This window comes from Qipengyuania sp. MTN3-11 (assembly GCF_042851825.1).
GTDB lineage: Bacteria > Pseudomonadota > Alphaproteobacteria > Sphingomonadales > Sphingomonadaceae > Qipengyuania.
Map to the genome: position 1 here is coordinate 262,941 of NZ_BTGM01000001.1, position 23,004 is coordinate 285,944.

At 66.3% G+C, this 23,004-nt stretch carries 22 protein-coding genes; 13 read left to right on the top strand and 9 right to left on the bottom strand.

From position 1 onward, the window contains the following. The first annotated feature begins 97 nt into the window (after positions 1 to 97). The 5 genes from glnE to ACGHN1_RS01350 all read left to right on the top strand — a co-directional run bounded on the left by glnE (position 98) and on the right by ACGHN1_RS01350 (position 7,294). Positions 98 to 2,782, top strand: coding sequence for a bifunctional [glutamate--ammonia ligase]-adenylyl-L-tyrosine phosphorylase/[glutamate--ammonia-ligase] adenylyltransferase (gene glnE / locus ACGHN1_RS01330; RefSeq protein ID WP_390547663.1), 2,685 nt, complete (start codon positions 98 to 100; stop codon positions 2,780 to 2,782). After that, positions 2,779 to 3,252, top strand: a complete 474-nt coding sequence (locus ACGHN1_RS01335) for a peroxiredoxin (protein WP_390547665.1) — start codon at positions 2,779 to 2,781, stop codon at positions 3,250 to 3,252. The genes glnE and ACGHN1_RS01335 overlap by 4 nt, the downstream gene beginning before the upstream one ends. 397 nt (positions 3,253 to 3,649) lie before the next feature. After that, positions 3,650 to 4,309 carry a M23 family metallopeptidase gene (locus ACGHN1_RS01340; protein ID WP_390547667.1) on the top strand — a complete coding sequence of 220 codons (660 nt, stop codon included), beginning with the start codon at positions 3,650 to 3,652 and terminating at the stop codon, positions 4,307 to 4,309. A gap of 142 nt (positions 4,310 to 4,451) precedes the next feature. Further along, positions 4,452 to 5,996 carry an acyl-CoA synthetase gene (locus tag ACGHN1_RS01345; protein ID WP_390547669.1) on the top strand — a complete coding sequence of 515 codons (1,545 nt, stop codon included), beginning with the start codon at positions 4,452 to 4,454 and terminating at the stop codon, positions 5,994 to 5,996. After that, the gene (locus ACGHN1_RS01350; protein WP_390547671.1) at positions 5,996 to 7,294 is read left to right on the top strand and encodes a cytochrome P450; all 1,299 of its coding nucleotides are present in this window, start codon (positions 5,996 to 5,998) and stop codon (positions 7,292 to 7,294) included. The genes ACGHN1_RS01345 and ACGHN1_RS01350 overlap by 1 nt, the downstream gene beginning before the upstream one ends. Here ACGHN1_RS01350 and galU read toward each other — a convergent pair whose 3' ends face one another. Then, a complete protein-coding gene (gene galU / locus ACGHN1_RS01355) occupies positions 7,295 to 8,194 on the bottom strand; it encodes a UTP--glucose-1-phosphate uridylyltransferase GalU (RefSeq protein ID WP_390547673.1) in 900 nt (299 codons plus the stop codon). Positions 8,195 to 8,293: 99 nt separating this feature from the next. Between galU and murA the strand changes: the two genes are divergently transcribed. After that, the gene (gene murA / locus ACGHN1_RS01360; protein ID WP_390547674.1) at positions 8,294 to 9,577 is read left to right on the top strand and encodes a UDP-N-acetylglucosamine 1-carboxyvinyltransferase; all 1,284 of its coding nucleotides are present in this window, start codon (positions 8,294 to 8,296) and stop codon (positions 9,575 to 9,577) included. A 60-nt stretch (positions 9,578 to 9,637) separates the two neighbouring features. Continuing rightward, positions 9,638 to 9,862 carry a hypothetical protein gene (locus ACGHN1_RS01365; RefSeq protein WP_390547676.1) on the top strand — a complete coding sequence of 75 codons (225 nt, stop codon included), beginning with the start codon at positions 9,638 to 9,640 and terminating at the stop codon, positions 9,860 to 9,862. A gap of 13 nt (positions 9,863 to 9,875) precedes the next feature. Here the strand turns inward: ACGHN1_RS01365 and ACGHN1_RS01370 are convergent, their stop codons facing one another. Continuing rightward, the gene (locus ACGHN1_RS01370) at positions 9,876 to 10,148 is read right to left on the bottom strand and encodes a ribbon-helix-helix domain-containing protein (RefSeq protein ID WP_390547678.1); all 273 of its coding nucleotides are present in this window, start codon (positions 10,146 to 10,148) and stop codon (positions 9,876 to 9,878) included. Between the two features lie 87 nt (positions 10,149 to 10,235). On the opposite strand from ACGHN1_RS01370, the gene ACGHN1_RS01375 reads away from it, so the two are divergent. After that, positions 10,236 to 10,961, top strand: a complete 726-nt coding sequence (locus ACGHN1_RS01375; protein ID WP_390547679.1) for a DUF4019 domain-containing protein — start codon at positions 10,236 to 10,238, stop codon at positions 10,959 to 10,961. Between the two features lie 66 nt (positions 10,962 to 11,027). Here the strand turns inward: ACGHN1_RS01375 and phbB are convergent, their stop codons facing one another. Both phbB and ACGHN1_RS01385 read right to left on the bottom strand, forming a co-directional pair. Further along, a complete protein-coding gene (gene phbB, locus ACGHN1_RS01380) occupies positions 11,028 to 11,750 on the bottom strand; it encodes an acetoacetyl-CoA reductase (protein WP_390547681.1) in 723 nt (240 codons plus the stop codon). A 111-nt stretch (positions 11,751 to 11,861) separates the two neighbouring features. Further along, a complete protein-coding gene (locus ACGHN1_RS01385; protein WP_390547683.1) occupies positions 11,862 to 12,635 on the bottom strand; it encodes a hypothetical protein in 774 nt (257 codons plus the stop codon). A 331-nt stretch (positions 12,636 to 12,966) separates the two neighbouring features. Between ACGHN1_RS01385 and ACGHN1_RS01390 the strand changes: the two genes are divergently transcribed. Genes ACGHN1_RS01390 through ACGHN1_RS01405 form a run of 4 tightly spaced genes read left to right on the top strand, consistent with a single transcriptional unit; the run spans position 12,967 to position 17,512 of the window. Beyond that, positions 12,967 to 13,416 (top strand): DUF3576 domain-containing protein, encoded by a 450-nt coding sequence (locus tag ACGHN1_RS01390; RefSeq protein ID WP_390547684.1) that lies wholly within the window; start codon positions 12,967 to 12,969, stop codon positions 13,414 to 13,416. Positions 13,417 to 13,441: 25 nt separating this feature from the next. Beyond that, positions 13,442 to 15,955: a leucine--tRNA ligase gene (gene leuS, locus ACGHN1_RS01395; RefSeq protein ID WP_390547686.1), complete on the top strand. Its 2,514-nt coding sequence runs from the start codon at positions 13,442 to 13,444 to the stop codon at positions 15,953 to 15,955. Then, positions 15,955 to 16,452 carry an LPS assembly lipoprotein LptE gene (lptE, locus tag ACGHN1_RS01400; RefSeq protein ID WP_390547688.1) on the top strand — a complete coding sequence of 166 codons (498 nt, stop codon included), beginning with the start codon at positions 15,955 to 15,957 and terminating at the stop codon, positions 16,450 to 16,452. The genes leuS and lptE overlap by 1 nt, the downstream gene beginning before the upstream one ends. A 22-nt stretch (positions 16,453 to 16,474) precedes the next feature. Next, positions 16,475 to 17,512 carry a DNA polymerase III subunit delta gene (locus ACGHN1_RS01405; RefSeq protein ID WP_390547689.1) on the top strand — a complete coding sequence of 346 codons (1,038 nt, stop codon included), beginning with the start codon at positions 16,475 to 16,477 and terminating at the stop codon, positions 17,510 to 17,512. Between the two features lie 3 nt (positions 17,513 to 17,515). Here ACGHN1_RS01405 and ACGHN1_RS01410 read toward each other — a convergent pair whose 3' ends face one another. The 3 genes from ACGHN1_RS01410 to ACGHN1_RS01420 are packed head-to-tail and all read right to left on the bottom strand — an operon-like array spanning position 17,516 to position 19,419. After that, positions 17,516 to 18,085 carry an LptA/OstA family protein gene (locus ACGHN1_RS01410; RefSeq protein WP_390549723.1) on the bottom strand — a complete coding sequence of 190 codons (570 nt, stop codon included), beginning with the start codon at positions 18,083 to 18,085 and terminating at the stop codon, positions 17,516 to 17,518. Then, on the bottom strand, positions 18,085 to 18,759 hold the full coding sequence (gene lptC / locus ACGHN1_RS01415) for an LPS export ABC transporter periplasmic protein LptC (RefSeq protein ID WP_390549725.1): 675 nt from the start codon (positions 18,757 to 18,759) through the stop codon (positions 18,085 to 18,087). Before lptC ends, ACGHN1_RS01410 begins: the two co-directional genes overlap by 1 nt. Positions 18,760 to 18,786: 27 nt before the next feature. Next, entirely contained in the window at positions 18,787 to 19,419 is a 633-nt protein-coding gene (locus ACGHN1_RS01420) for a ribonuclease D (protein WP_390547691.1), read from the bottom strand. A gap of 82 nt (positions 19,420 to 19,501) precedes the next feature. Here ACGHN1_RS01420 and ACGHN1_RS01425 point away from each other — a divergent pair, with 82 nt between their 5' ends. After that, positions 19,502 to 20,182 carry a uracil-DNA glycosylase gene (locus tag ACGHN1_RS01425; protein ID WP_390547693.1) on the top strand — a complete coding sequence of 227 codons (681 nt, stop codon included), beginning with the start codon at positions 19,502 to 19,504 and terminating at the stop codon, positions 20,180 to 20,182. An 18-nt stretch (positions 20,183 to 20,200) separates the two neighbouring features. Here the strand turns inward: ACGHN1_RS01425 and ACGHN1_RS01430 are convergent, their stop codons facing one another. Both ACGHN1_RS01430 and ACGHN1_RS01435 read right to left on the bottom strand, forming a co-directional pair. Continuing rightward, entirely contained in the window at positions 20,201 to 21,442 is a 1,242-nt protein-coding gene (locus ACGHN1_RS01430) for a carbohydrate porin (RefSeq protein WP_390547694.1), read from the bottom strand. Positions 21,443 to 21,563: 121 nt separating this feature from the next. Then, positions 21,564 to 23,000: a glutamate synthase subunit beta gene (locus ACGHN1_RS01435; RefSeq protein ID WP_390547696.1), complete on the bottom strand. Its 1,437-nt coding sequence runs from the start codon at positions 22,998 to 23,000 to the stop codon at positions 21,564 to 21,566. Positions 23,001 to 23,004: the final 4 nt, after the last annotated feature.

The following is a 23,004-nucleotide window of genomic DNA, read 5'->3' on the forward strand; positions in this document are numbered from 1 at the left end:
GGGTGGGACCGCGGGTCATTGCAGACCGGCCGGCGGGCCGCAAGCACCTGGCCGCGACGCTTGCGGACCGGTGCGGCGCGCGCCTAACGCTGGGCGAATGGACGGCGACTGGACCGATGCTCTCGTTCGCGCGCGCGCGCATTCGCCGTTCCTGTCGCGGATGGTCGAACGCTTCCCCGACCTCGCCGGCCGGCTCGAGGAAGGGCGGGGCGAAGAGGCCCTGGCCGCCGCGAAGCGCGCGGGAGAGGACACCGGGGATGTTGCCGTCGACCTGCGGCGCGAACGCGGGGCGGTGTCGCTGGTGCTGGCGATCGCCGATCTCGCCGGCGCGTTTCCGCTCTCGCGAGTGATGGCGGAACTCTCCGCGCTGGCCGACCGCTCGCTCGAGCGCGCGATCGCGGCGGCCATCGCGCGCCGGGTCCCCAATGCAGCGCCGGACGGCTTCATCGCCCTGGCACTTGGCAAGCACGGGGCGGGGGAACTCAATTTCAGCTCCGACATCGATCCGATCCTGCTCTACGATCCCGACAGGCTGCCCCGCCGGTCGCGCGACGAGCCGGGGGAGGCGGCGCAGCGCTATGCCCGCGACATCGTCCGTCTGCTGTCCGACGTGACCGAGGACGGTTTCGTGTTCCGGGTCGATCTGCGGCTGCGCCCGGCCTCCGAGGTCAGCCCGCTGGCGATCTCGCTGGGGGCGGCGACGACCCATTACGAAAGCTCCGCCCTCGCCTGGGAGCGCGCCGCCTTCATCCGCGCACGGGCCTGTGCGGGCGACGTCGCTGCGGGCGAGGAATTTCTCGAGACGATCCGGCCCTTCGTCTGGCGCCGCAGCCTCGATTTCGGCGCGATCGACGAGGTTCGCCGGCTGACCGCGCGCATTCGCGAGCGTCAGTCCGGCCCCGGCGAACCGGCGCCCGGCTTCAACGTCAAGCTCGGCCGCGGCGGCATCCGCGAGATCGAGTTCTTTGCCCAGACTCACCAGCTGATCCACGGCGGCCGCGATCCCGCGTTGCGTCATCGCGGGACCCGCGCCGCGCTCGATGCACTGGCGGAGGCGCAGCGGATCTCGGCCGAGGATGCGCGGGTGCTGGGCGACAGCTACGACCGGCTGCGGACTGCCGAACATCGCCTGCAGATGGTCAACGACCGCCAGACACATGACGTGCCTGAGGGAGATGCGCTCGAGAATGTTGCCCGGTTGGGGGGGTGGGAAAAAGGGCAGGCCTTTCTCGACGAACTGCGGACGGCGTGCCGGCCGGTCGCCGAGCGCTACGATCGGCTGCTGGCCGAGGACGATGGCGACCGGATCAAGCCGCCGATCAAGGCGCTGATCGAGAAGATCGAAGACCGCGACGCCGACGAACTCGCCGCGCGCATCGAGACCTGGTCGAGCGGGCGCTATCGCGCGTTGAAGAGCCCGGCCGCGATCGCCGCGCTCGATGCGATCAAGCCGGACCTGCTGGCCGCCCTTGCCGAGGCGGAAGCGCCCGAGGTGGCCCTGGCGCGTTGGGAAACCCTGCTCGAACGCCTGCCGACCGCGATCAATTTCTTCCGCCTGCTCGAGGCGCGGCCAGCGCTTCTCGCCCTGCTCATCGACTGCCTGACGATCGCCCCGCCGCTCGCCGACGAACTGTCCCGCCGCCCCGAACTGCTCGACGCGCTGATCGACAACAGCGCCTTCGACCTGCCCGGAACCGTCGCGGAAATCGCGGCAAACATGCGCCGCTGCGAGAGCGACGACGAATACGAGCAGGTCCTCGATCGCATCCGGGTGGTCACGGGCGAGACCCGGTTTGCGCTCGGAATGCAGCTGGTCGAGGCGGCGCAGGATCCGCTCGCGGTGGCCGAGGCCCTGTCGCGCACCGCGGAGGCCGCGCTCCTGGTCGCGGTCGAGGCGGCGGAAAAGGAATTCGCCAGGCGCCACGGACGTTTCGAGGACGGCGGGCTGCTGGTCCTGGGGCTTGGTCGGCTGGGCGGCGGGGCGCTGACCCACACCTCCGATCTCGATGTCGTCTATCTGTTCGCGGAGAGCGAGAAGGCCGAATCCGATGGCGAGCGCCCGCTCGGCCAGACGCTCTACTACAACCGCCTTGCCCAGCGCGTGACCGCCGCTCTCAGCGTCCCGACGGCGGAAGGCGCGCTCTACGAGATCGACACCCGCTTGCGGCCGCAGGGCGAGCAGGGACCGCTGGCCGCGGGGCTTTCCAGTTTCGCGCGCTATCAGAGCGAGGAGGCCTGGACCTGGGAGCATATGGCGCTGTGCCGTGCCCGGGTGCTGGCGGGGCCCCCGGACAAGCGCGTGGACCTGGACGCGATCATCGGCCGGGTGCTTCGTTGCGAGCGCGATCCGGCAAAACTGCGAGAGGACGTGCTGGCGATGCGGAGCGAAATGGCCACGCACAAGCCGCCGCGCGGGCCGCTCGACGTCAAGCTGATGCGCGGCGGGCTGATCGACTTGGAGTTCCTCATCCATTTCCTGCAACTGCGCGACCGGACGGCTTTCGACCCCGACCTTGCGAGCGCATTGCGCGAACTCGTGGACGCAGGGCTGTTGCCTGCGCCGCTAATCGAGGCGCACCGCTTGCTGACGCGCATCCTGGTCGGCGGGCGCCTGCTCGCACCGGACCTTGCCGTACCGGGTCCGGTCGCGGCAGGAGTGCTGGCCGAACAGGCCGGTTTCGAATGCGCTGGCGCGCTGCAACCCGCCATCGCCACGGCGCGGCAGGAAATCGCGGCGGCCTGGCAGGATATTTTCGAAGAGACACTGGAGATCGACACATGAAGACGAGACCGCAGCAAGGCGACCCCATTCCCGACATCGCGATGGAAACACCCGATGGCGGTACCGTGCGTCCGAGCGATTACGCCGGGCGAAAGCTGGTGCTGTTCTTCTATCCGAAGGACAACACGCCGGGCTGCACCACCGAGGCGAAGGATTTCTCGGCCCTCAAGGAAGAGTTCGAAAAGGCCGGTGTCGCCTTGCTCGGCGTCAGCAAGGATTCGCCGAAGAAGCACCAGAACTTCATCGCCAAGCACGATCTCACCGTCGATCTCGCGACCGATGCAGCGGAAGGCGGCCTGTCCGATGCGCTCGGCGTCTGGGGGGAGAAGAAGATGTACGGCAAGACCTTCATGGGAATGGTCCGCACGACTTACCTCGTCGCCCCCGATGGCAAGATTCTCCGGGTGTGGGACAAGGTGAAGGTCAAGGGACACGCCGCCGAAGTGCTGGAAGCGGCCCTCGCGAGCTAAGGCTCCCATCGCCCGATCTGGCGCAGGGTCATTCCGGAAATCCCTTGACGCACCGATTCGCCACGCGTGCTTCCTCGCAAGTGCTTTCGACAAGGCGAGCCTTGAGGACGACGAGATGCAGCGGGAAATGCGGCGGAATTTGGCCCAAATCCGGCTTTCGGCGCTTCGGGACCCCTGCGACAAACGACTCGACGCACCGAACAGGCAGCCTGCCGCTTCGTCAGGAACCCGCGCTTGTTTCGTTCAGAATTTCCCGGTTAACCCAAACCTACAGAGCGGCGGGGGGTTCCGGCGCTTGGGAATTTAGGGATCGGCAGAATGAGCTCGCCAGGGGGCGAGCGCCGGTTCGGGATCGAACAAGCGGGACCAGGGTCTCGCGAAAAGGACGGGTCGACACATGTTCAAGACATTCCTGAAAGCCAAGCTGTTCGCGCTTGCCGGTGGCCTCGCGATCGCAGCGGCACCGGCCCAAGCGGATGATGCGGAACTCACCCCCTCGGTAAAGCACGTGCAGCCAGGTGTCAGCGTTACCCGCGAGGGCACCGATCGCCAGTTTCAGGAATTGTTCGCCAGCTGGGAAAAGACCGAACGCGTCCTGCCTCTTGCCGCCGCGGTTTCGGTGCCTTCGCGCATGCCGCTCGAAAACGCCCGGATGAGCAGCAATTTTGGACTGCGGACCCACCCGGTGCTCGGTGGGTTGCGCGGACACAAGGGCGTCGATCTCGCGGCGCCCACCGGCACGCCGGTCTATGCGACGGCCGATGGCTACGTCAGCAAAGCCGAGTGGTTTTCCAGCTACGGCAAGTACATCGCCATCGAGCATGGCGCGGACATGCAGACTCGTTTCGCCCATCTTTCGGGCATCGAGGTCAGCGAGGGCGACAAGGTGCGCAAGGGCGATCTCATCGGCTATGTCGGATCTACCGGTCGCTCGACCGGCCCGCACCTGCACTACGAAGTCCGCGTCGCCGGCCTCGCTGTCGATCCCACCCCTTATATGAACGGCGAGAGACTCGCCATGATCGAGAACGGCGGCCAGGGCGGCGGCGACGAATAATCGACGTCACGAACTGCCACGGACGGTAGAGCAAAGAGGCGGCGGGGAAACCTGCCGCCTTTTTGCTTGCCCGCTGCGACCACACCGGTAAGTTTCTCCTCGCAACCGGACGGCTCGCCAAGACGTCGCCGAGGAGAGGCTCATGCATCCGATCGCCCATGCGCAGTCGCGCCCCGACCACCCCGCCATCGTCATGGCCGGCAGCGGCGAGAGGGTGACCTATGGAGAGATGGACCGCACCGCCAACCGGTTCGCGCATCTCCTTCGCGATCGCGGGCTGGACCGCGATGGCCATTTTGGCATGCTCATGGAAAACAACGTCCTGTTCCTCCAGCTCGTCTGGGGATCGCAGCGGGCAGGACCGATGATGGTGCCGATCTCGACCCGGCTGACCGCGCCTGAAATCGCTTATATCCTCAAGGACAGCGATGCGCGGCTGCTGATCACTTCGACCAAATTTTCCGATACGATCGCGCAGTTGCGCGATCTGTGCCCCGAGTGCGAATTTCTGATTCTGGGCGGAGAAGGCGAGGAAGACCTCGAGGCTGCCATTGCCGCCCAGTCCGATACGCCGCTCGAGGATCCGCGGCCCGGCCAGTACATGCTCTATTCGAGCGGGACCACGGGCCGGCCCAAGGGGGTGCGACCGCGCCCGCCGCAGACCGAGGATATCCAGGAACCGAACCCGCTGGTCGGCCTTGCGGTGATGGGTGCCGGCATGCCGGCCGACGGATCGATGGTCTATCTTTCTCCCGCGCCGCTCTACCACGCCGCGCCGCTCGGCTGGTGCACCACCGCGCATCGGCTGGGCGGCACGGTGGTGATCATGGAGAAGTTCGATCCCGAGACAGCGCTGGCCGCGATAGAAAGGTACGGCGTGACCGACAGCCAGTGGGTGCCGACGCATTTCGTCCGCATGCTCAAGCTCGATCCCGAAGCGTGCACCCGCTTCGATCTCTCGAGCCACAAGCGCGCCCTGCATGCAGCGGCGCCCTGTCCGGTGCCGGTCAAGCAGGCGATGATCGACTGGTGGGGGCCGATCGTGAACGAGTATTACGCGGGGTCCGAGGGCATCGGCATGACGCTGGTCAAGGCGGAGGACTGGCTCGCCCATCCCGGCACCGTCGGCCGGGCGATCCACGGCAAATTGCACGTGTGTGGGCCGGATGGCGAGGAGTTGCCGGCGGGCTCGGACGGCCTGATCTTTTTCGAGAACGAGGTGCTGCCGACCTATCACAACGATCCCGGCAAGACCGCCGAAGCGATGCACCCAAAGGGCTGGATGACGCTGGGCGACATCGGCCATATCGACGAAGAGGGCTTCCTCTACCTCACCGACCGCAAGAGCCACATGATCATTTCCGGCGGGGTCAACATCTACCCGCAGGAGGTCGAGAACCTTCTCATAAGCCATGACAAGGTGATGGACGCGGCGGTGATCGGCGCGCCCGATCCCGATTTGGGCGAGCAGGTCGTCGCGGTGGTTCAGCCGGTCGACATGACGGATGCGGGCGAAGCGCTGGAACAGGAATTGCGCGATTACCTCGCCACCGAGCTTTCCCGGATCAAGATGCCGCGATTGTTCGACTTTCGCCCGGAGCTGCCACGCGAGGCGAACGGGAAGCTCTACAAGCGTGAGCTGCGCGACGAATACGCCGCCCGTGCGCGCCAGGCCGAGGACGCGTGATGGCGACGCGGGACCGCCCGAGGCTCGATCCCGCCACCGCCCGCCAGGTGATCGATCCCGCAAGCTATGCTGAATGGGATAGTCTGCTCGACACCTTCGACCGACTGCGCGAGGAAGCACCGGTGGCCTGGGTGGAGAGCGAAGCCGGCATCCATCGACCGTTCTGGCTGGTCACCCGCTACGAGGATGTCATGCGGGTGTCCAAGGACAATGCGACCTATCTCAACAGTCCGCAGACCGTCGTCTTCAGCCTCACCGAGGGGATAGAGTTCGCCAAGTCGCTGACCGGCGGCAGTCCGCATCTGGTCGCCAGCCTCGTCACCTTCGACGCGCCGATCCACATGACCTACCGCCGGCTGACCCAGGAATGGTTCATGCCCAAGAATTTGCGCGGTCTGGAGGGGGAGATCCGCACTATCGCCGCGGCCGAGGTCGACCGGCTCCTCGCGGCGGGGCCCGAGGCCGATTTCGTCGCGGCGGTCAGCGCGCCCTATCCGCTCCACGTGGTCATGCAGATCCTCGGCGTCTCCGAACAGGACGAGGCGCGGATGCTGATGCTTACCCAGCAGATGTTCGGCGGGCAGGACGAAGAACTCAACCAGTCCGGCATGAAGGACATGACCACCGAGCAGATCACCATGCTGGTGGCCGGCGCGGTCAAGGACTTCGAGGCCTATTTCGCGCGCCTCACAGCCGAGAAGAGAGTGCACCCCACCGGCGACGTCGCCAGCATCATCGCCAACGCCAGAATCGATGGCAAGCCGCTGAACGACCGGGACATGATGGGCTATTACATCATCCTCGCCGCCGCCGGGCACGACACCACCAGCGCCAGCACGGCGGGCGCGATGCTGGCGCTTGCCCGCGATCCCAACCAATGGGCCAGGGTCCGGGCCGATCGCAGCCTCTTGCCCGGCATCGTCGAAGAAGCGATCCGTTGGACCAGCCCCGTGCAGCACTTCATGCGAACGGCGGCCACCGACACCGAACTCGGTGGGCAGCGGATCGCCGAGGGCGACTGGCTGATGATCAACTACGTCGCCGCCAACCACGATCCGGCCCAGTTCGTGACCCCCCGCCGCTTCGACGCCGCACGTAGCCCCAACCGGCACCTTGCCTTCGGCGCCGGCGCGCACCAGTGCCTCGGCCTTCATCTCGCGAGGCTGGAGATGCGCATCCTGTTCGAAACGCTGCTCGACCGACTCGAGACGGTGGAACTTGCCGGCCAGCCGAAACGCGCCAAATCGAGCTTCGTCGGCGGCCTCAAGACCCTTCCCCTGCGATTCGCGCCGGCCTGATTATTTGGCGAGCAACCGCTCCGCCATTCCGCGCACTTCCGCACCCATGTCGTCGCGTTCCAGCGCCAGGGCCAGGGTAGCCTCGACGAAACCGAGCTTGCTGCCGCAATCGTATCTGCGGCCTTCGAAAGTGACGGCGTGGAAGGGCTGGGTGCCGATCATCTTCGCCATGGCGTCGGTCAGCTGGATCTCGCCGCCGGCGCCCTTCTCCTGGCTCTCGAGCAGGCGCATGACCTCGGGCTGCAGGATGTAGCGACCCGAGACGATCTTGTTGCTCGGCGCGGTTTCGATCGGCGGCTTTTCCACCAGGCCGCGCACCTCGGTGAGCGGGCCGTCCTCGGCGCCCGGATCGATCACCCCGTAGCTCGAGACCTCCTCGTGCGGGACCTCGAGCACGCTCACGAGATTGCCGCCGACCTTTTCGTAGGCATCCACCATCTGTTTCATGCAGCCGGATCCGTCCCGCCCGCCCTTCTCCTTGTGCGCGACCATCAGCTCGTCCGGCAGAAAGATGGCGAAGGGTTCGTTCCCCACGATCGCGCGGGCACACCAGATCGCGTGGCCGAGGCCCATCGGTACCTGCTGGCGCACGGTAATGATGTCCCCCGGGGTGGCGCGGGTGGGAGCGAGCACCGAAAGGTCCTTGCCGCGTTCGCTCATGGTCGTCTCGAGCTCGTAGGCCACGTCGAAATGCTCGACGATCGCGGTCTTCCCGCGGCCGGTGACGAAGATTATCTGTTCGATCCCCGCCTCGCGCGCCTCGTCCACCGCGTACTGGATCAGCGGACGGTCGACGATCGGCAGCAGTTCCTTGGGGATCGCCTTGGTTGCGGGCAGGAAGCGCGTGCCGAGTCCGGCAACGGGGAAGACGGCTTTGCGGATTGGTTTGTGTGCAGTCATGGCTCGGGGATAGGATGCCGCGAAGCCAGGAGCAACCGACATAGCTAGGCCGTGGTTGCCGCGTTTGCGCTTTTCCCTCGTGGCGGTAAGAGCGGGCGCATGGACAAGCTCATCATCAAGGGCGGCAACGGCCTTTCCGGCACCCTGCCGATCTCGGGCGCGAAGAATTCGGCCCTCACCCTCATTCCCTGCGCGCTGCTGACCGAGGAGCCGGTGACGCTGCGCAATCTGCCGCGGCTCGCGGATATCGACGGGTTCCAGCACCTGATGACGCAGTTCGGCGTCGCCCATTCGATCCCCGGCAAGCGGCCGGAGGAATTCGGCAGAGTCGTTTCGCTGGAGGCGACGCGGATCACTTCCAACGTGGCGCCCTACGATCTGGTCAGAAAGATGCGGGCATCGATCCTGGTGCTCGGCCCGTTGCTGGCTCGCACCGGCGAGGCGACGGTCTCCCTTCCGGGCGGATGTGCTATCGGCAACCGCCCGATCGACCTACACCTCAAGGCGCTGGAAGCGCTGGGTGCGGAGATCGAGCTGGCCGAAGGCTATGTGAAGGCCAAGGCTCCCGCGGGGGGGCTGCCGGGAGGCGAATACGATTTCCCGCTGGTCTCGGTGGGCGCGACCGAGAATGCGGTGATGGCCGCCGTTCTCGCGAAGGGAACAAGCCGCATCGGCAATGCCGCGCGCGAACCCGAGATCGTCGACCTGTGCCGTCTTCTGGTGGCGATGGGAGCGAAGATCGACGGAATCGGCAGTTCCGAGCTGGTCATCAAGGGTGCCAAGAAGCTCTACGGCGCTACCTACAAAGTGATGGCGGACCGGATCGAGGCCGGCTCCTATGCCTGCGCCGCGGCGATCACCGGTGGCGAGGTGTTCCTGGAAGGCGCGAATGCGGAGGAGATGGCGGCGACCAATCACGCGCTGCGCAACATCGGCGTGACGGTCGAAGCCCAGGAGGACGGAGTGCGGGTCAGCGCCAACGGGCCGTTAAAGGGCGTCAACCTATCGACCGCGCCCTATCCCGGCCTCGCCACCGATATGCAAGCGCAGCTCATGAGCCTGCTGACCAGGGCCAAGGGTACCAGCGTGCTGACCGAGACGATCTTCGAGAACCGCTATATGCACGTCCCTGAGTTGCGCCGGATGGGCGCGGACATCGAGGTCTCGGGTCGCACCGCGATCGTCAAGGGTGTCGATCGGCTCACCGGCGCGCAGGTGATGGCGACCGATCTGCGTGCCTCCATGAGTCTCATCATCGCGGCGCTCGCCGCGGAGGGCGAGACCCAGGTCCGCCGCATATATCATCTCGATCGCGGCTACGAGCGGCTCGAGGAAAAGCTGAAGCTGGTAGGCGCGGATATCGAACGGGTGGGCGACGAATAGCGGGGGCAGAGGACCTTTCGCGCGCGCTAATCGTTGGGTCGCAAAGAAAGGATTATAACCATGCTTCTCAAGCTCGCAGCCCTCGGGGCTATCGGTTACGGCGGTTACAAATATTACGAGAAGGTCCAGCGGGACCGCAACGGTGTCGCGTTCGCCGATGGCGAGCCTCGCGGCGCCTTCCGCAACGCAGGTGCGGAATCGACAACCTCGCACCAGCCCATGAGCCGGACCGACGAGGCACTCGACGAGACCTATCCGGCCAGCGACGCGACCGCCAAATACTGACGCGGTACTAGCATTAGGAAGGGGCGGCGTAAGCGATTTCGCCGCCCCTTTCGCGTGTACGCTGGTCGGTGACGAGCCAAATCCGGATCGCGCCGGCGAGCCCCGGCGGTGTCGCGCTGCGGATACGCTCGGCATCGATCCGCGCCACCAGCGCGCTGATTGCCACCCCTTCGCGCCCTGCGGCCTCGCGCAGCATGTCCCAGAACAAGGGCTCGAGGCTGATCGAGGTCTTGTGTCCGGCGATCTCGACCGAACGCTTGACCGGGGGGTGATAGGGGACGGGCATCGGCTGTTCTTCTAGGGCAGCCAGCCCCATGGCCCCACCAATTTTTGGGGGTGGCTCCCATGGCGGAGCGAACCTAGACCTTTCATCATGACGGATGGCTATCGGGCGCTCACCGAAAAGGAGAAGGAAACGCTGCGGCTCATCCTCCACGGTCACGACGCCAAGTCGATGGCTGCCGCGCTCGACCTTTCGGTGCATACGATCAACGAAAGGCTGCGCAACGCCCGGCGCAAGCTCGGGGTGACGAGCAGCAAGGAAGCGGCGCGCATGCTGTTCGAGCGCGAACGTGATGCCCCCCAATTTTTAGGGCACAAAGGATTGGGGGATGCCGATCCGACCTTTGGAAACGATCGTGAGCCGACGAATGGGCGGATGGTCCGCGCATCTCTCATCGCAGGAGTTTTCATCATGTCGATCGTTCTGGCAATACTCGCTTTCGGCCTCGAACCCGCCCTCGATGGGCCGGCGGCGGTTTCCTCCGAGAAGCGGGACGACGAAGCAGAAATCGCTGCGCGCGAATTTCTCGAACTGATCGACGCGAGCGATTGGAGTGCGAGCTATGCCAGAACCGCTTCGGCCTTTCGCGGAGCGAACACCGAGGCCGTCTGGAGTGACGTTTCACGCGAGGTTCGCGGCCGAACCGGCGTCATGTTGCGCCGCAAACTCCTCTCCGTCGAAACCCCACCAGCCCCCCAGGGCTATGTGGTGACCAAGTTCAGCACCGATTTCGCCCGCGAGAAGGGGCTGACGGAGACCGTATCGCTGATCCGTGAAGACGGAGCGTGGCGGATCGCTGGGATATACGTCGAATAGGCGGTCCCGAATAGGTGGAGCGGAAGCGGCGGGCGCGATGGGTCTTGCTACCCCGCCCTTCCCCGCTCAATACATGTGCTGACCGCCGTTGATGCTCATGGTCGAGCCGGTGACGAAGCCGGCTCCGTCGCTGCACAGGAAGCTCACCCCACGGGCGATCTCCTCCGCCTGGCCGAGGCGGCCGACGGGAATCTTGGCGACGATCTTCTCCAGCACCGGCTCGGGCACGGCGGCGACCATGTCGGTGTCGATATAGCCAGGCGCGATGGCGTTGACGGTGATCGAAAACCGCGCGCCTTCCTGCGCCAGCGCCTTGGTGAAGCCGTGGATGCCGCTCTTGGCGGCGGCATAGTTGACCTGGCCGTATTGCCCCGCCTGGCCGTTGATCGAACCGATGTTGACGATCCGGCCCCAGCCGCGCTCTTTCATGCCGGGAAAGCAGGCCTTCGCCATGTTGAAGCAGCCGCCGAGATTGATGCGCATGACATCGTCCCAATCGTCGTAGCTCATCTTGAGCAAGGTACCATCGCGGGTGATCCCGGCGTTGTTGACCACGACATCGACGGGGCCGACCTCTTCGGACACCTTACGGCACCCATCCATGCAGGCAGCGTGGTCGCCCACGTCCCAGCGGTAGGTGGCGATCCCGGTCTCATCGGTGAATTTCTTGGCCGCATCGTCGTTCCCGGCGTAATTGGCGACGACGGTGAACCCGTCCTCGCGCAAAGTCTCGCAAATCGCTCTTCCGATCCCGCGGGTGCCGCCGGTAACTATCGCCATCTTGCCCATCTCGTCTCTCCTCTTTCCCTGATGCCAGCCATAGGCAAGGCACGGGCGATGGCAAAGAAAAACCCCGCCGAAGCGGGGTCTTGCGGGTCGGAAGGTGGAAGAACCCGGCGATCAGAAGCGGAACTGGGTTCCGACATAGACCGCTTGGCTGTCCTCGACCCCGTCGGTGAGGGGGGCGATGCGGTTGCGATCCTGCGAGACGCGGACGCCGGCAGTAACGTCGAGATTGCGCAATACGCGGTAGGAGCCGGCGAAATCGACATTGCGATCTCCGGTACCCTCCAGAGTGCGTGGCGCGCGACCGGCGGCAGCGTTGCTGTCCAGTTCGACCCGCGCGCTGAAACGGCTCGGCTTGCCGGGGCGTTCCTCGCTGCGGAAATCGGCAAGATCGGGCATGGCGATGCTGCGGATGCCGGCCGGAAGATCGAGTGCCTTGGGCGCCGGCTGGGTGAAGGTCTGGTAGCCCTTGGCCATGCCGAGATTGTAGCGTGTCGGCGCAATGATCGTGGATGCATTGCCGCGGCCAGGCTCGGCGTCGGAAATGCTGTCGAGCGCGTTGCGGACCGAAATCGCCCGTGCGGCACCGGGATCGACGCGGACGGCCATGGTCACCGTCCGTTCGCTGCGCTGCTGACGGGCGGCCGGAGTGAAGCGCAAACCGTCGTTACCGACGATTGCCGCCACCTGGCGGGCGAGAGCGGGATCGACATTGGCAGGGGTGAAGGCCGCGAATGCCGGCGCCTGGGCAGAAGGAACGTCCCCACCGGTGGCGACCGCGTAACCCGCGGAGGGAATCGCGACCAAAGCGGCAGCCGCAAACAGGCCCGGCGCTAAGCGCGCGGTAACCGGTTTGCTGCCATTCGATGCCACTGTCTGCGTCCCCATTCGCAATTGCACCTGCCGAACTGACCCATCTGCGGCTTAACGGTTCCTGAAATCGTCCGATTCCGGCTCCACCGCGATTCCCCGAATCCCGTCGGCTTCATGTGCTTGTTAGGAAGGTGACATTCGCATTGCCAGCTTTTCCACAAGCCCCGGCCCGCGAATCGCGAGAAGTGTGGCTTCGTGCACACAATCGGATGCCGGGGACCGGGGCCGACGCCAATTCACGGACGGTTCAGTCGCCCGGTGGCGAGAGCGCATTCGCCGCGGCTCTATGCCTTGCCCGCCCCAGCGGCGCGGTATAGAGCGCAGGCCAGACGCAGCAAGGATTCCCATGACCATCTCGCCAGCCCACTCGCGAACCACCCGCATCGCCCTCGCCCTTGCCGCGATCGGCGCGCTATCGGCCTGTGGCGGGCGCGATCGCCCGGAGGCCAATCTCGCTGCCGCGCAGGTCAACACGATCGGGGTCAATTCCTATCTCTGGCGCGCCGCGCTCGAGACAGTGAGCTTCGCGCCGCTGCTCCAGACCGACAGTGCCGGCGGCGTGATCGTGACCGATTGGTATTCGAACCCCACCAATCCCGGCGAGCGTGTGAAGATGACCGTCACCATCCTCGACACCGATCTGCGGGCCGATGCTCTGCGGGTCGCTGCCAGCCGGCAGGTGGCGCAGGGCAGCAATTGGGTCGAGGCGCCGGTCCAGGCGGCGACCGTTCAAAAGCTGGAAGACATCATCCTGACCAAGGCTCGCGAGCTGCGCCGTCAGGCCATCGCCGGCTGATCCACCCACTCCTACCGGGGGCGACATGAACGAGATGCGTTTCGATCCGTCGCAGGCCGACGGGCGCTGGCAGCGTGCCTGGGACGAGGCGCAGACCTTCCGGGCCGACAGCAATTCCTCCAAGCCCAAGAGCTATGTGCTCGAGATGTTCCCCTATCCCAGCGGGCGCATTCATATCGGCCACGTCCGCAACTACACGATGGGCGATGTGCTTGCCCGCTACAAGCGGATGACCGGGCACGAGGTGCTGCACCCGATGGGCTGGGACGCCTTCGGCATGCCGGCCGAGAACGCGGCGATGGAAAAGGGCGTCCACCCTGGCGGCTGGACCTGCGACAACATCGCCCACATGAAGAAGCAGCTCAAGCGTATCGGCTTCGCGCTCGACTGGTCGAGGGAATTCGCCACCTGCGATCCCGAGTATTACGGGCACGAGCAGGCGCTGTTCCTGGCGTTGTACGAGGCAGGCCTCGTCTATCGCAAGGAAAGCGAGGTCAATTGGGACCCGGTCGACATGACTGTGCTCGCCAACGAGCAGGTGATCGACGGCAGGGGCTGGCGCTCGGGCGCGGAGGTCGAGAAGCGCAAGCTCAGCCAGTGGTTCCTGAAGATCACCGACTTCGCCGAGGAGCTGCTGGAGGGTCTGGGCGGCCTCGAGAACTGGCCCGACAAGGTCCGGCTGATGCAGGAAAACTGGATCGGCAAATCGCAGGGGCTGGAATTCAGCTTTGACCTGTCGAGCGGCGCGAAGCTGCCGGTCTACACCACCCGCCCCGATACGATCTTCGGCGCGAGCTTCGTGGCGGTGGCAGCCGATCATCCGGTGGCGCAGGCACTCGATAGCGATGCGGCGCGCGACTTCATCGCGCTGTGCAAGCGCGGCGGGACGACGGCGGCGGAGCTGGAGACTGCGGAGAAGCTCGGCTTCGATACCGGCATCACTGCGAGGCATCCGTTCACCGGAGCGGATCTGCCCGTCTACATCGCGAATTTCGTGCTGATGGACTACGGTACCGGAGCGATCATGGCGGTGCCGGGCCATGACCAGCGCGATTTCGAATTCGCGACCAAATACGCCCTGCCGATCCCGCGCGTCGTCGCGGCGAGCGCAGATGAGGCGGACAAGCCGTTCGATGGCGAGGCCGAAGCCGGAGAAGGCGTGCTGGTCAATTCCGGTTTCCTCGACGGCATGGAGGTCGAGGAGGCCAAGCGGGAGGTCATCCGGCGGCTGGAAGCCGAGGGGCGGGGCGAGGGCAAGACCGTCTGGCGTCTGCGCGACTGGGGCGTGAGCCGCCAGCGCTATTGGGGGACGCCGATACCCTTCATCCACTGCGATGCCTGCGGGGTGGTTCCGGCACCGAAGGACAGCCTGCCGATCACTCTGCCCGAGGATGTCGACTTCCGTACGCCCGGCAACCCCCTCGAACGCCACGCGAGCTGGAAGCATGTCGACTGCCCGTCCTGCGGCGGCGCGGCGATTCGCGAGACCGATACGCTCGACACCTTCGTCGATTCCAGCTGGTATTTCCTGCGCTTCGCCAGCCAGCCCGCCGACAAGCCCTTCGACCGCGACGAGGTGGCGAAGTGGATGCCGGTCGAGCAGTATATCGGCGGCATCGAACATGCGATCCTGCACCTGCTCTACGCCCGTTTCTGGACTCGAGCGCTCGCCCGAATCGGCCTGATCGATGTGAAGGAGCCCTTCGCCAGCCTTTTCACGCAAGGCATGGTCACCCACGAGACCTACAGTCGTTCGGAAGGCGGCAAGACGGTCTATTACGCACCCGAGGAGATCAGCAGGGAGGCCGAACGGGCTCTGCTGCGGGCCGATGGCGGCGAGGTCTCGATCGGCCGCGTGGTCAAGATGTCGAAGTCGAAGAAGAACGTCGTCGACCCCGACACGATCATCGACACCTATGGCGCGGACGCGGTGCGCTGGTTCATGCTATCCGACAGCCCACCCGAGCGCGACCTGCCGTGGTCGGAAGCCGGGATCGAGGGGTGCAGCCGCTTCGTTCATCGCCTCTGGCGGCTGTTTGCCGCGCACGATGGGGACGCGGCAAGAGAAGACAAGGCGCTCGAGCGCAAGACCCATCAGACGATCGCCACAGTGGCCGAGGATATCGAGGCGCTCGGTTTCAACAAGGCGGTGGCGCGGATCTACGAACTGACCGGCGCGGTGGAGAAGGCCGCCCCGTCCGCCAGCCGCAGCGCGGCGATCGAGACGCTGGTCCGCCTCGTCGCGCCGATGATGCCCCATCTGGCCGAGGAAGCCTGGGCTGGGCTTGGCAAGCCCGGGCTTATTGCCGATGCCGAATGGCCCTCGGTCGATCCTGCATTGCTGATCGAGGACGAGGTCACAATCGCCGTCCAGCACATGGGCAAGCTGCGCGATACGCTGACGGCCCCCAAGGGTGCTGCGAAGGAAGATCTCGAGGCGATGGCCCTGGCTTCGGAGAAGGTCCAGCGCAGCATCGACGGCGCAGCGGTGCGCAAGGTCATTGTGGTGCCCGACCGGTTAGTGAATATCGTCACCTGATGCGCTTTCTCGCCGCCCTTGCCCTCCTGCTGCTACCCGGGTGTTCGCTCCAGCCGATGTACGCCGGCGGCGGTAACGGCGTCGTAGCGCAGGGTCTCGCCGCGATCGAGGTCCCGGCAATCGAGGGGCGAGACGGCTGGCTGGTCCGCAACGCGCTGTTGGATCGCTTCGCCGCGGCGAGAGCGAGCGGAGGCGATGCGGAGGCTCGCTACCGTCTCGATGTTCGGCTGGACGACAAGCTCGAAGGGCTGGGTGTGGTGGGGGACAACACGGTCAGTCGCGAGCGCCGGGTGTTGCGCAGCCGCTACCAGTTGGTCGATCTGACGACCGGAGCCATCCTGCTCGACGCGACCGCCGGTTCGGATGCCGGGATCGACGTCGTTTCCAGCGAATATGCGACCATAGCCGCCGAGCAGACCGCGCTGGAGAATCTCGCGCGCGAGATTGCCGACCAGATGGTGACCCGTATCGCGCTGACCCTCCGCCGCCCGGCGTGATCCCGGCAGCGGATATCCGGCAGTGAAGGCGACCAATCGCGACTATGCCGCCAAGGCCAGGAGCGCGATCGGCCAGGCGCGGATATTCTTCTTCTGCGGCCCGGACGAGGCGGGCGCCAGCGCCGCCGCCCGCGACCTGATCGCCGCGCTCCCGGATGCCGGCGAGAAGGTCGAACTCGGCGGCGCCGAGCTTCGTGCCGACCCGGCGCTTCTCGGCGACGAGGCGCGCTCCACCTCGCTGTTCGGCGACAGCCGGCATATCTGGGTGCGGGCCGCCGGCGACGAGGCGCACGACGCGCTGGCGATGCTGATCGAGACCGGCGAGGCGGGGGCGGGCGAGGCCTGTCCGGTCATCGTCGTCGCCACGTCTGCCACCGACAAGTCGCGTACCGCCAAGCTACTCGAGAAGCGCAAGGATTCGCTGGTGGCGATGTTTTATCCGCCCGACCTTGCCTCGGTGACCCAGAGCGTGCGGATGATGGGCGATGCCGCCGGAGTCCATCTCGACATGGGGCTGGCCGAGCGCGTGGCCCGCGCCGCGAATCTCGATGTCCGCCTCGCCGCCTCGGAGATCGAGAAGCTGGCGCTCTATCTCGACGCTTCGCCGCAATCGCCCAAGAAGGCGCGGGCCGAGGATTGCGATGCAGTGTCGGCCGGGTGCGAGGAAGACGGGTTCGTGCCGCTGGTCAATGCGGTGCTGGGGGGCGAGGGCAATCGGTTGTCGGGGGAGCTTGCGCGGATGCGGCAGGTCGGGCTCAACCCGGTCGGGACCCTGCTCGCCTTCGAACGGCGGGCAGCGCAGCTTGCGCGGATCGCGGCGAAGCTCGGCCCACGCGGCCGCTTCGAGGATCTCGGGCGCGGCGACAAGGCCCAGCTTGGCATCTTCTGGAAGGAGGAACGCGACATCCGCACCCAGGCGCAGAACTGGCGCGGCCCGAAGCTGGACCTGCTGACCCAGCGCCTGACCGAGCTCCACCGCGATTTGCTGACCAACAGCCAGGCGGCCGAAATGCTGCTGGCGCAGGGGCTGACGCGTATCTGCCGCTACGCGGCGCGCTGAGGCCTATTCGCTGTCGGGGACCGAGAAGGTGCCGGTGACCCGGCCGCCGCTTTCGCGCGCGTCCACGCCTTCCACCGACGACGAGCCGCTGGCGCTGCCATCGACGCTGGAGACGCCGGTCCTGAGGTCGATCACCAGCCGGCCGCCGTTCAGCGTGTCGCTGCCGCGATTGAGGCGGACATTGCCGGCCATGGTGATGATCCGGCGGTTGAAGTCATAGACCGCGCTGTCGCCCCGCGCGCGTTCGTTTCCGCGACTGACGGTGACCCCGCCGGTCGCCATGATCCGCTGGATGCGCAGGGTGCCGGCATCGGAATAGTTCACCAGCGTACGCGCGGCGTTGAGCGTCAGCCCGGCCTGCTCGATCACGACATTGCCCGAAAGGACAACGCGGTTCTGGCGATCCTGCAGCTCGATGCGGTTGGCGGCGTAATCGACCGGGGCGTTGGAATTGTGGCCGGCGATGGCCTGGGCGTTGAGCTGAATCCCCGTGAACGCCGCTGCGGTGGCGGCGAAGCCCAGCAGAAACCCTTTGGCGGCCCTGTCGGCGTGACGGGAAAGAGCATGGAGCATCATGGCATCCTCATCGAATTGAGCTGACCTGGGATCATCCGCATCCTTGCATCGCCCGCGAGCGCCACGGTGCGCTGGTCGAGATCGACCTCGAGCCTGTTGGCGGAAAAGGTCCCGGCGGGAACCGCGCCCGAAACGCCGCCAGCGCCCACCGCGCGTTTCGTGGCGAGATTGATCGCGACATCGCGCAGCAGCATCGAATAGCCGTCTGCCGCGCGCATCCGCACCGCACCGTTCACCGTCACGATTTCGTCCTCGATGTCATAGGCGCCGTTGCCGGCATCGAGCTGCGCCGGCCCTTCGTCGAGCAGCAGCCGCGCGATCAGATCGTCGAGCCGGACGATACCTTCCGCGCTCGATCGCTGCACCGCCTCGTCGGCGGTCAGCGAGAACGGCCGACCGCGGTTGTCCTGTCCGCGATAGAGCGCGTTGTCGACGCGCAGCCGCTCGTCGATCGTCGCCACCTTGTCGCGGTCGAGCAGGAAGCTGACCTCGCCACGCGGGGACAGGGGAGTGATGACCATCAGCGCCGCGATAACGCCCACCGCCATCGGGAGCGCGGCGGCGAGCAGCTTGACCAGCCTGTCGTGCGAGCCTCCGGGCGCGGCGAAATGCTGCCGGCGGCTACGCCGCTGGGCTGCCGCCTCGGTCTCGATCCTGCGCTTGCTGGCCATCATGACTGCGCTTTGGCCCTTCCAGGGTTACGCGTGGCTGAAGATGTCGTGATCGGCCCAGCCGGCGATGTCGAGCCGGGCGCGGGTCGGGAGGAAGTCGAAACAGGCCTGCGCCATCGCAGTCCGCCCCTCGCGTTCCAGCCTCTTGTCGAACACTTCCTTGAGGCGGTGGAGATAGCGCACGTCGCTCGCCGCGTAATCGCGCTGGGCATCGCTTAGCACGGGGCCGCCCCAGTCGCTCGATTGCTGCTGCTTGGAGATCGATTCTCCGAGCAATTCCTCGACGAGGTTCTTGAGCCCGTGCCGATCGGTATAGGTGCGGGTGAGCTTGCTGGCGATCTTGGTGCAGAACACCGGCGCGGCGGTGACGCCCAGATAATGCTCGATCGCCGCGAGATCGAAGCGCGCGAAATGGTAGAGCTTGAGTCGGGTGGGATCAGCCAGCACCGCCTTGAGATTGGGCGCGGAATAATCGCTGTCGGGGCCGAAGCGCACCAGATGCTCGTCCGGCCCGCCATCGCTGATCTGGACCAGGCACAACCTGTCGCGCGGGGTGACGAGGCCCATGGTCTCGGTGTCGACGGCGATCGGGCCGCCGCCATCGGTGCCGGGGGCGAGCACGCCTGCCGGAAGGTCTTCTTCGTGGAAATGAACGGCCATATGGGCGGCAGCCTTAGTCCGATCGGGGATGAGTGGGAAGGGCGGACTGGCCCGGGCGAGCGGGCGGGGGCATGGGAGGGTCATGTCCGATTGCATTCCCGAAAGCTGGCGGCCGGTCCTCGCCCCGGTGCTGGCGACGCCCGAGGCCCGGCGGCTGGGAGGCTGGCTGAAGGCGGAGGAAGCGGCGGGTAAAACGGTTTATCCGCCGCGCGGTTGCCGGCTTAGGGCGCTGGAACTCACTCCGTTGGACGAAGTTCGCGCGGTGATCCTCGGGCAGGACCCCTATCACGGGCCTGGGCAGGCGATGGGGCTGTGCTTTTCCGTGCCGCAAGGCGAAGCGATCCCACCGAGCTTGCGGAACATTCACAAGGAACTGACAAGCGATCTCGGCTTGGCCCCGCCATCGCACGGCGACTTGTCGGGATGGGCGCGGCAGGGGGTACTGCTTCTCAACAACACGCTGACCGTGGAAGCGGGACGCGCGGGCAGCCATGCCGGGCGCGGCTGGGACGCGGTGACCGATGCCTGCGTCGCGGCGGTCGCAGCGCGCGAGGAGCCGAGCGTCTTCATCCTCTGGGGCAGCCATGCTCAGGGCAAGGCGAAACGGATCGAGGGGCTGCGCGAGGGCCGACATTGCGTGATCGCGAGCCCCCACCCCAGCCCGCTCTCGGCACACCGGGGGTTCTTCGGCAGCCGTCCCTTCAGCCGAGCCAACGAATTCCTGGTCTCCATCGGGCGGGGGCGGATCGACTGGTCGTCGTGACCCGGCTCGGCACCGCGGTCAGAACGCCGTCACCAGCCTGAGCTGGCCGAGCAGCGCTCCGGCGCGTGGGGCGACGGCGCTGTCGACATATTGAAGGTCGGCGGTCAGGCGGACGGCTTTCGTGACGGCGAGAGTGTAGAAGGCTTCGACGCCCTCTTCGTCCTCGAGCGGTACGCGGGCGGCGAGTGCGCCGACCAGCTGGTCGGTGATCGAATAGCGGAACCAGCCGAGGCCGAAACGATCCTGCGGCCGCCCGGGCGTGTTGCCGCTGATCCCGGCCTGCGCGCTCCAGTCGAGGAAGGTGGGATCGCCGGCGCTGACATAGGCCTGCGCGAACACGCCGATCCCGCCGGCGGGGTCGCGCGGCCCGCCGGAAATATACTGGCTGCCAGCGAGGATCGCGGCAAATTCCCCTCGCTGTTCGCCGAAGCCGAGGCCGGGGCGGGGGACCAGCGCCTCCGGGACCGAGAGCGTGCTGATCCCTCGCCGCGAGCTGGCGGCGAGCTTGAGCGCGTAATAGCCGACCTTGCCGCCGATCGTCGTCGGCACGGTGACCGAGGCGAGCGCGCCCACGCCATCCTCGAACAGGGTAGGAATGCCGCTGCGCTGCGAGGCGGAATCGGGGTCGAATATCCAGAGCCGGAACAGCGCCTTCTCGGTCGGCACGTTCAACAGGGCGCCGACGATCGAATTGGGAACGATGGCGCTGGGCGGCAGCGCGAAGGCGAGGTTCATGAACCCCTCGATTCCCCCGCCGCCGGTGATCGGTAGCTGTGCGGAAAGGTCGAAGATATTGACCTTGCCCACGGTCAGCGCGGTGCCCGAAGCCCACTGCTTGGTGATATTGACCGAAAGGTCGAACGCCTCGCCCTGGCTATCGGGATAGAACAGCGCGGAATTGGACGGCAGCAAACCGATCTCGCCATTGCTGCTCGCACCGAAGCGGAATTCGGGATGGATGTGGAGGCTCAGCGAATTGTCGAGCCCGGCAACGCCGCCCTTCACATCGATATAGGCATCGATCTTGCCGCCGTAATCGATGTCCTTCTCCGCATCGCCCGACAGCGGCGTGTCGACGAACTGCGCGGCGACCAGTCTGAATCCCACCATTTCGGGCGGCGGCGGATCGCGCAGTGCCGGTGGCGGCTCCGGCAGATTCTGCGCTGCGGGATCGGCGGGAGCTTGCTGCGCGCAGAGCGGTACGGGCGACGCAAGCAGCGCCGCGATCGTCGCCGACTTTGCGATCTGCGTTCCGCGCAAAAGATCCTCCCCCCGGAAGCCCCGATTTGAGAGGAATATTCACGGAATGCCGCGCTATCTCAAGCGCCGTCGCGGTTAAAGGCTCCATTCCGGACGAATGGGGCAGAACGGCAACACCGGTTCAGCGCGGCAGTTCGCTCGTCCCCATCAGGGCTTCGTCGACGGCGCGGGCGCATTGGCGTCCCTCGCGGATCGCCCAGACGACCAGGCTCTGCCCTCTGCGCATGTCCCCGCAGGAATACACCCCGCGCTCGCTGGTGAGATAGCGCTGGGTGTCGGCGGCGACATTGCCGCGCTCGCACAGTTCGACCTTGGCGCGGTCGAGCAGTCCGCGCCGGCGGGGGCCGGTGAAACCCATGGCGAGGAGGATGAGATCTGCGGGGAGGGTGAACTCGCTGCCCGGCACTTCCTCGAACTTGCCGTCCTTCCATTCGATCCGCACGCATTCGAGCCCGGCAACATCGCCGTTCTCGCCGACCACCCGCTTGGTCAGGACCGCCCAGTCGCGCTCCGCTCCCTCTTCGTGGCTCGAGGAGGTGCGCAGTTTCAGCGGCCAGTCAGGCCACGTCGTCGCCTTGTCCTCGCGCTCGGGGGGGCGGGCCATGATCTCGAGCTGGGTGACGCTTTTCGCTCCCTGGCGGTTGGAGGTGCCGACGCAGTCGCTCCCGGTATCGCCGCCGCCGATCACGATGACGTGCTTGTCCCTGGCTGTGAGCGTGCCGCGCGGTGCGGCGCGGACCTCGTCGTCGCCGGCGTTGCGCTTGTTCTGCTGGGTCAGGAATTCCATCGCCAGCCGCACGCCGGGCAGTTCGGAGCCGGGGATGTCGAGCCGGCGCGGTTCTTCCGCTCCGCCGGCGAGGACCACCGAATCGAAATTGTCGCGCAGCGCCTGGAAGCTCACCTCGACCCCGACCTCGGCACTGGTGCGGAACTGAACCCCTTCGGCTTCCATCTGCACCGCGCGGCGGTTGATGAGGTGCTTTTCCATCTTGAAGTCGGGAATGCCGTAACGCAGCAGGCCACCGATCCGGTCGCTCTTCTCGAACACCGTCACGGCATGTCCGGCGCGGGCGAGTTGCTGGGCGCAGGCGAGCCCGGCCGGGCCGCTGCCGACCACCGCCACCGACTTGCCGGTCTTGGTCTCGGCGGGCTGCGGCTCTACCCAGCCTTCGCGAAAGCCGCGGTCGATAATCGCGCATTCGATCGATTTGATCGTCACCGGCTGATCGACGATGTTGAGCGTGCACGCGGCTTCGCAAGGCGCGGGGCAGACGCGACCGGTGAATTCGGGGAAGTTGTTGGTCGAATGCAGGACCGCGAGCGCGTTCTTCCAGTCGTCCTCGTAGACCAGATGGTTCCAGTCCGGGATGATGTTGTTCACCGGGCAGCCGTTGTGACAGTAGGGGATGCCGCAATTCATGCAGCGCGCCGCCTGTTGCCGAAGCGCCTCTGGCGGATGCGGACGCACGAATTCCTTGTAGTGCGTCACCCGCTCGGCGGGATCGTCGTATCCGCGCTCGACGCGGTCGTATTCGAGGAAGCCGGTTTCCTTACCCATTGTC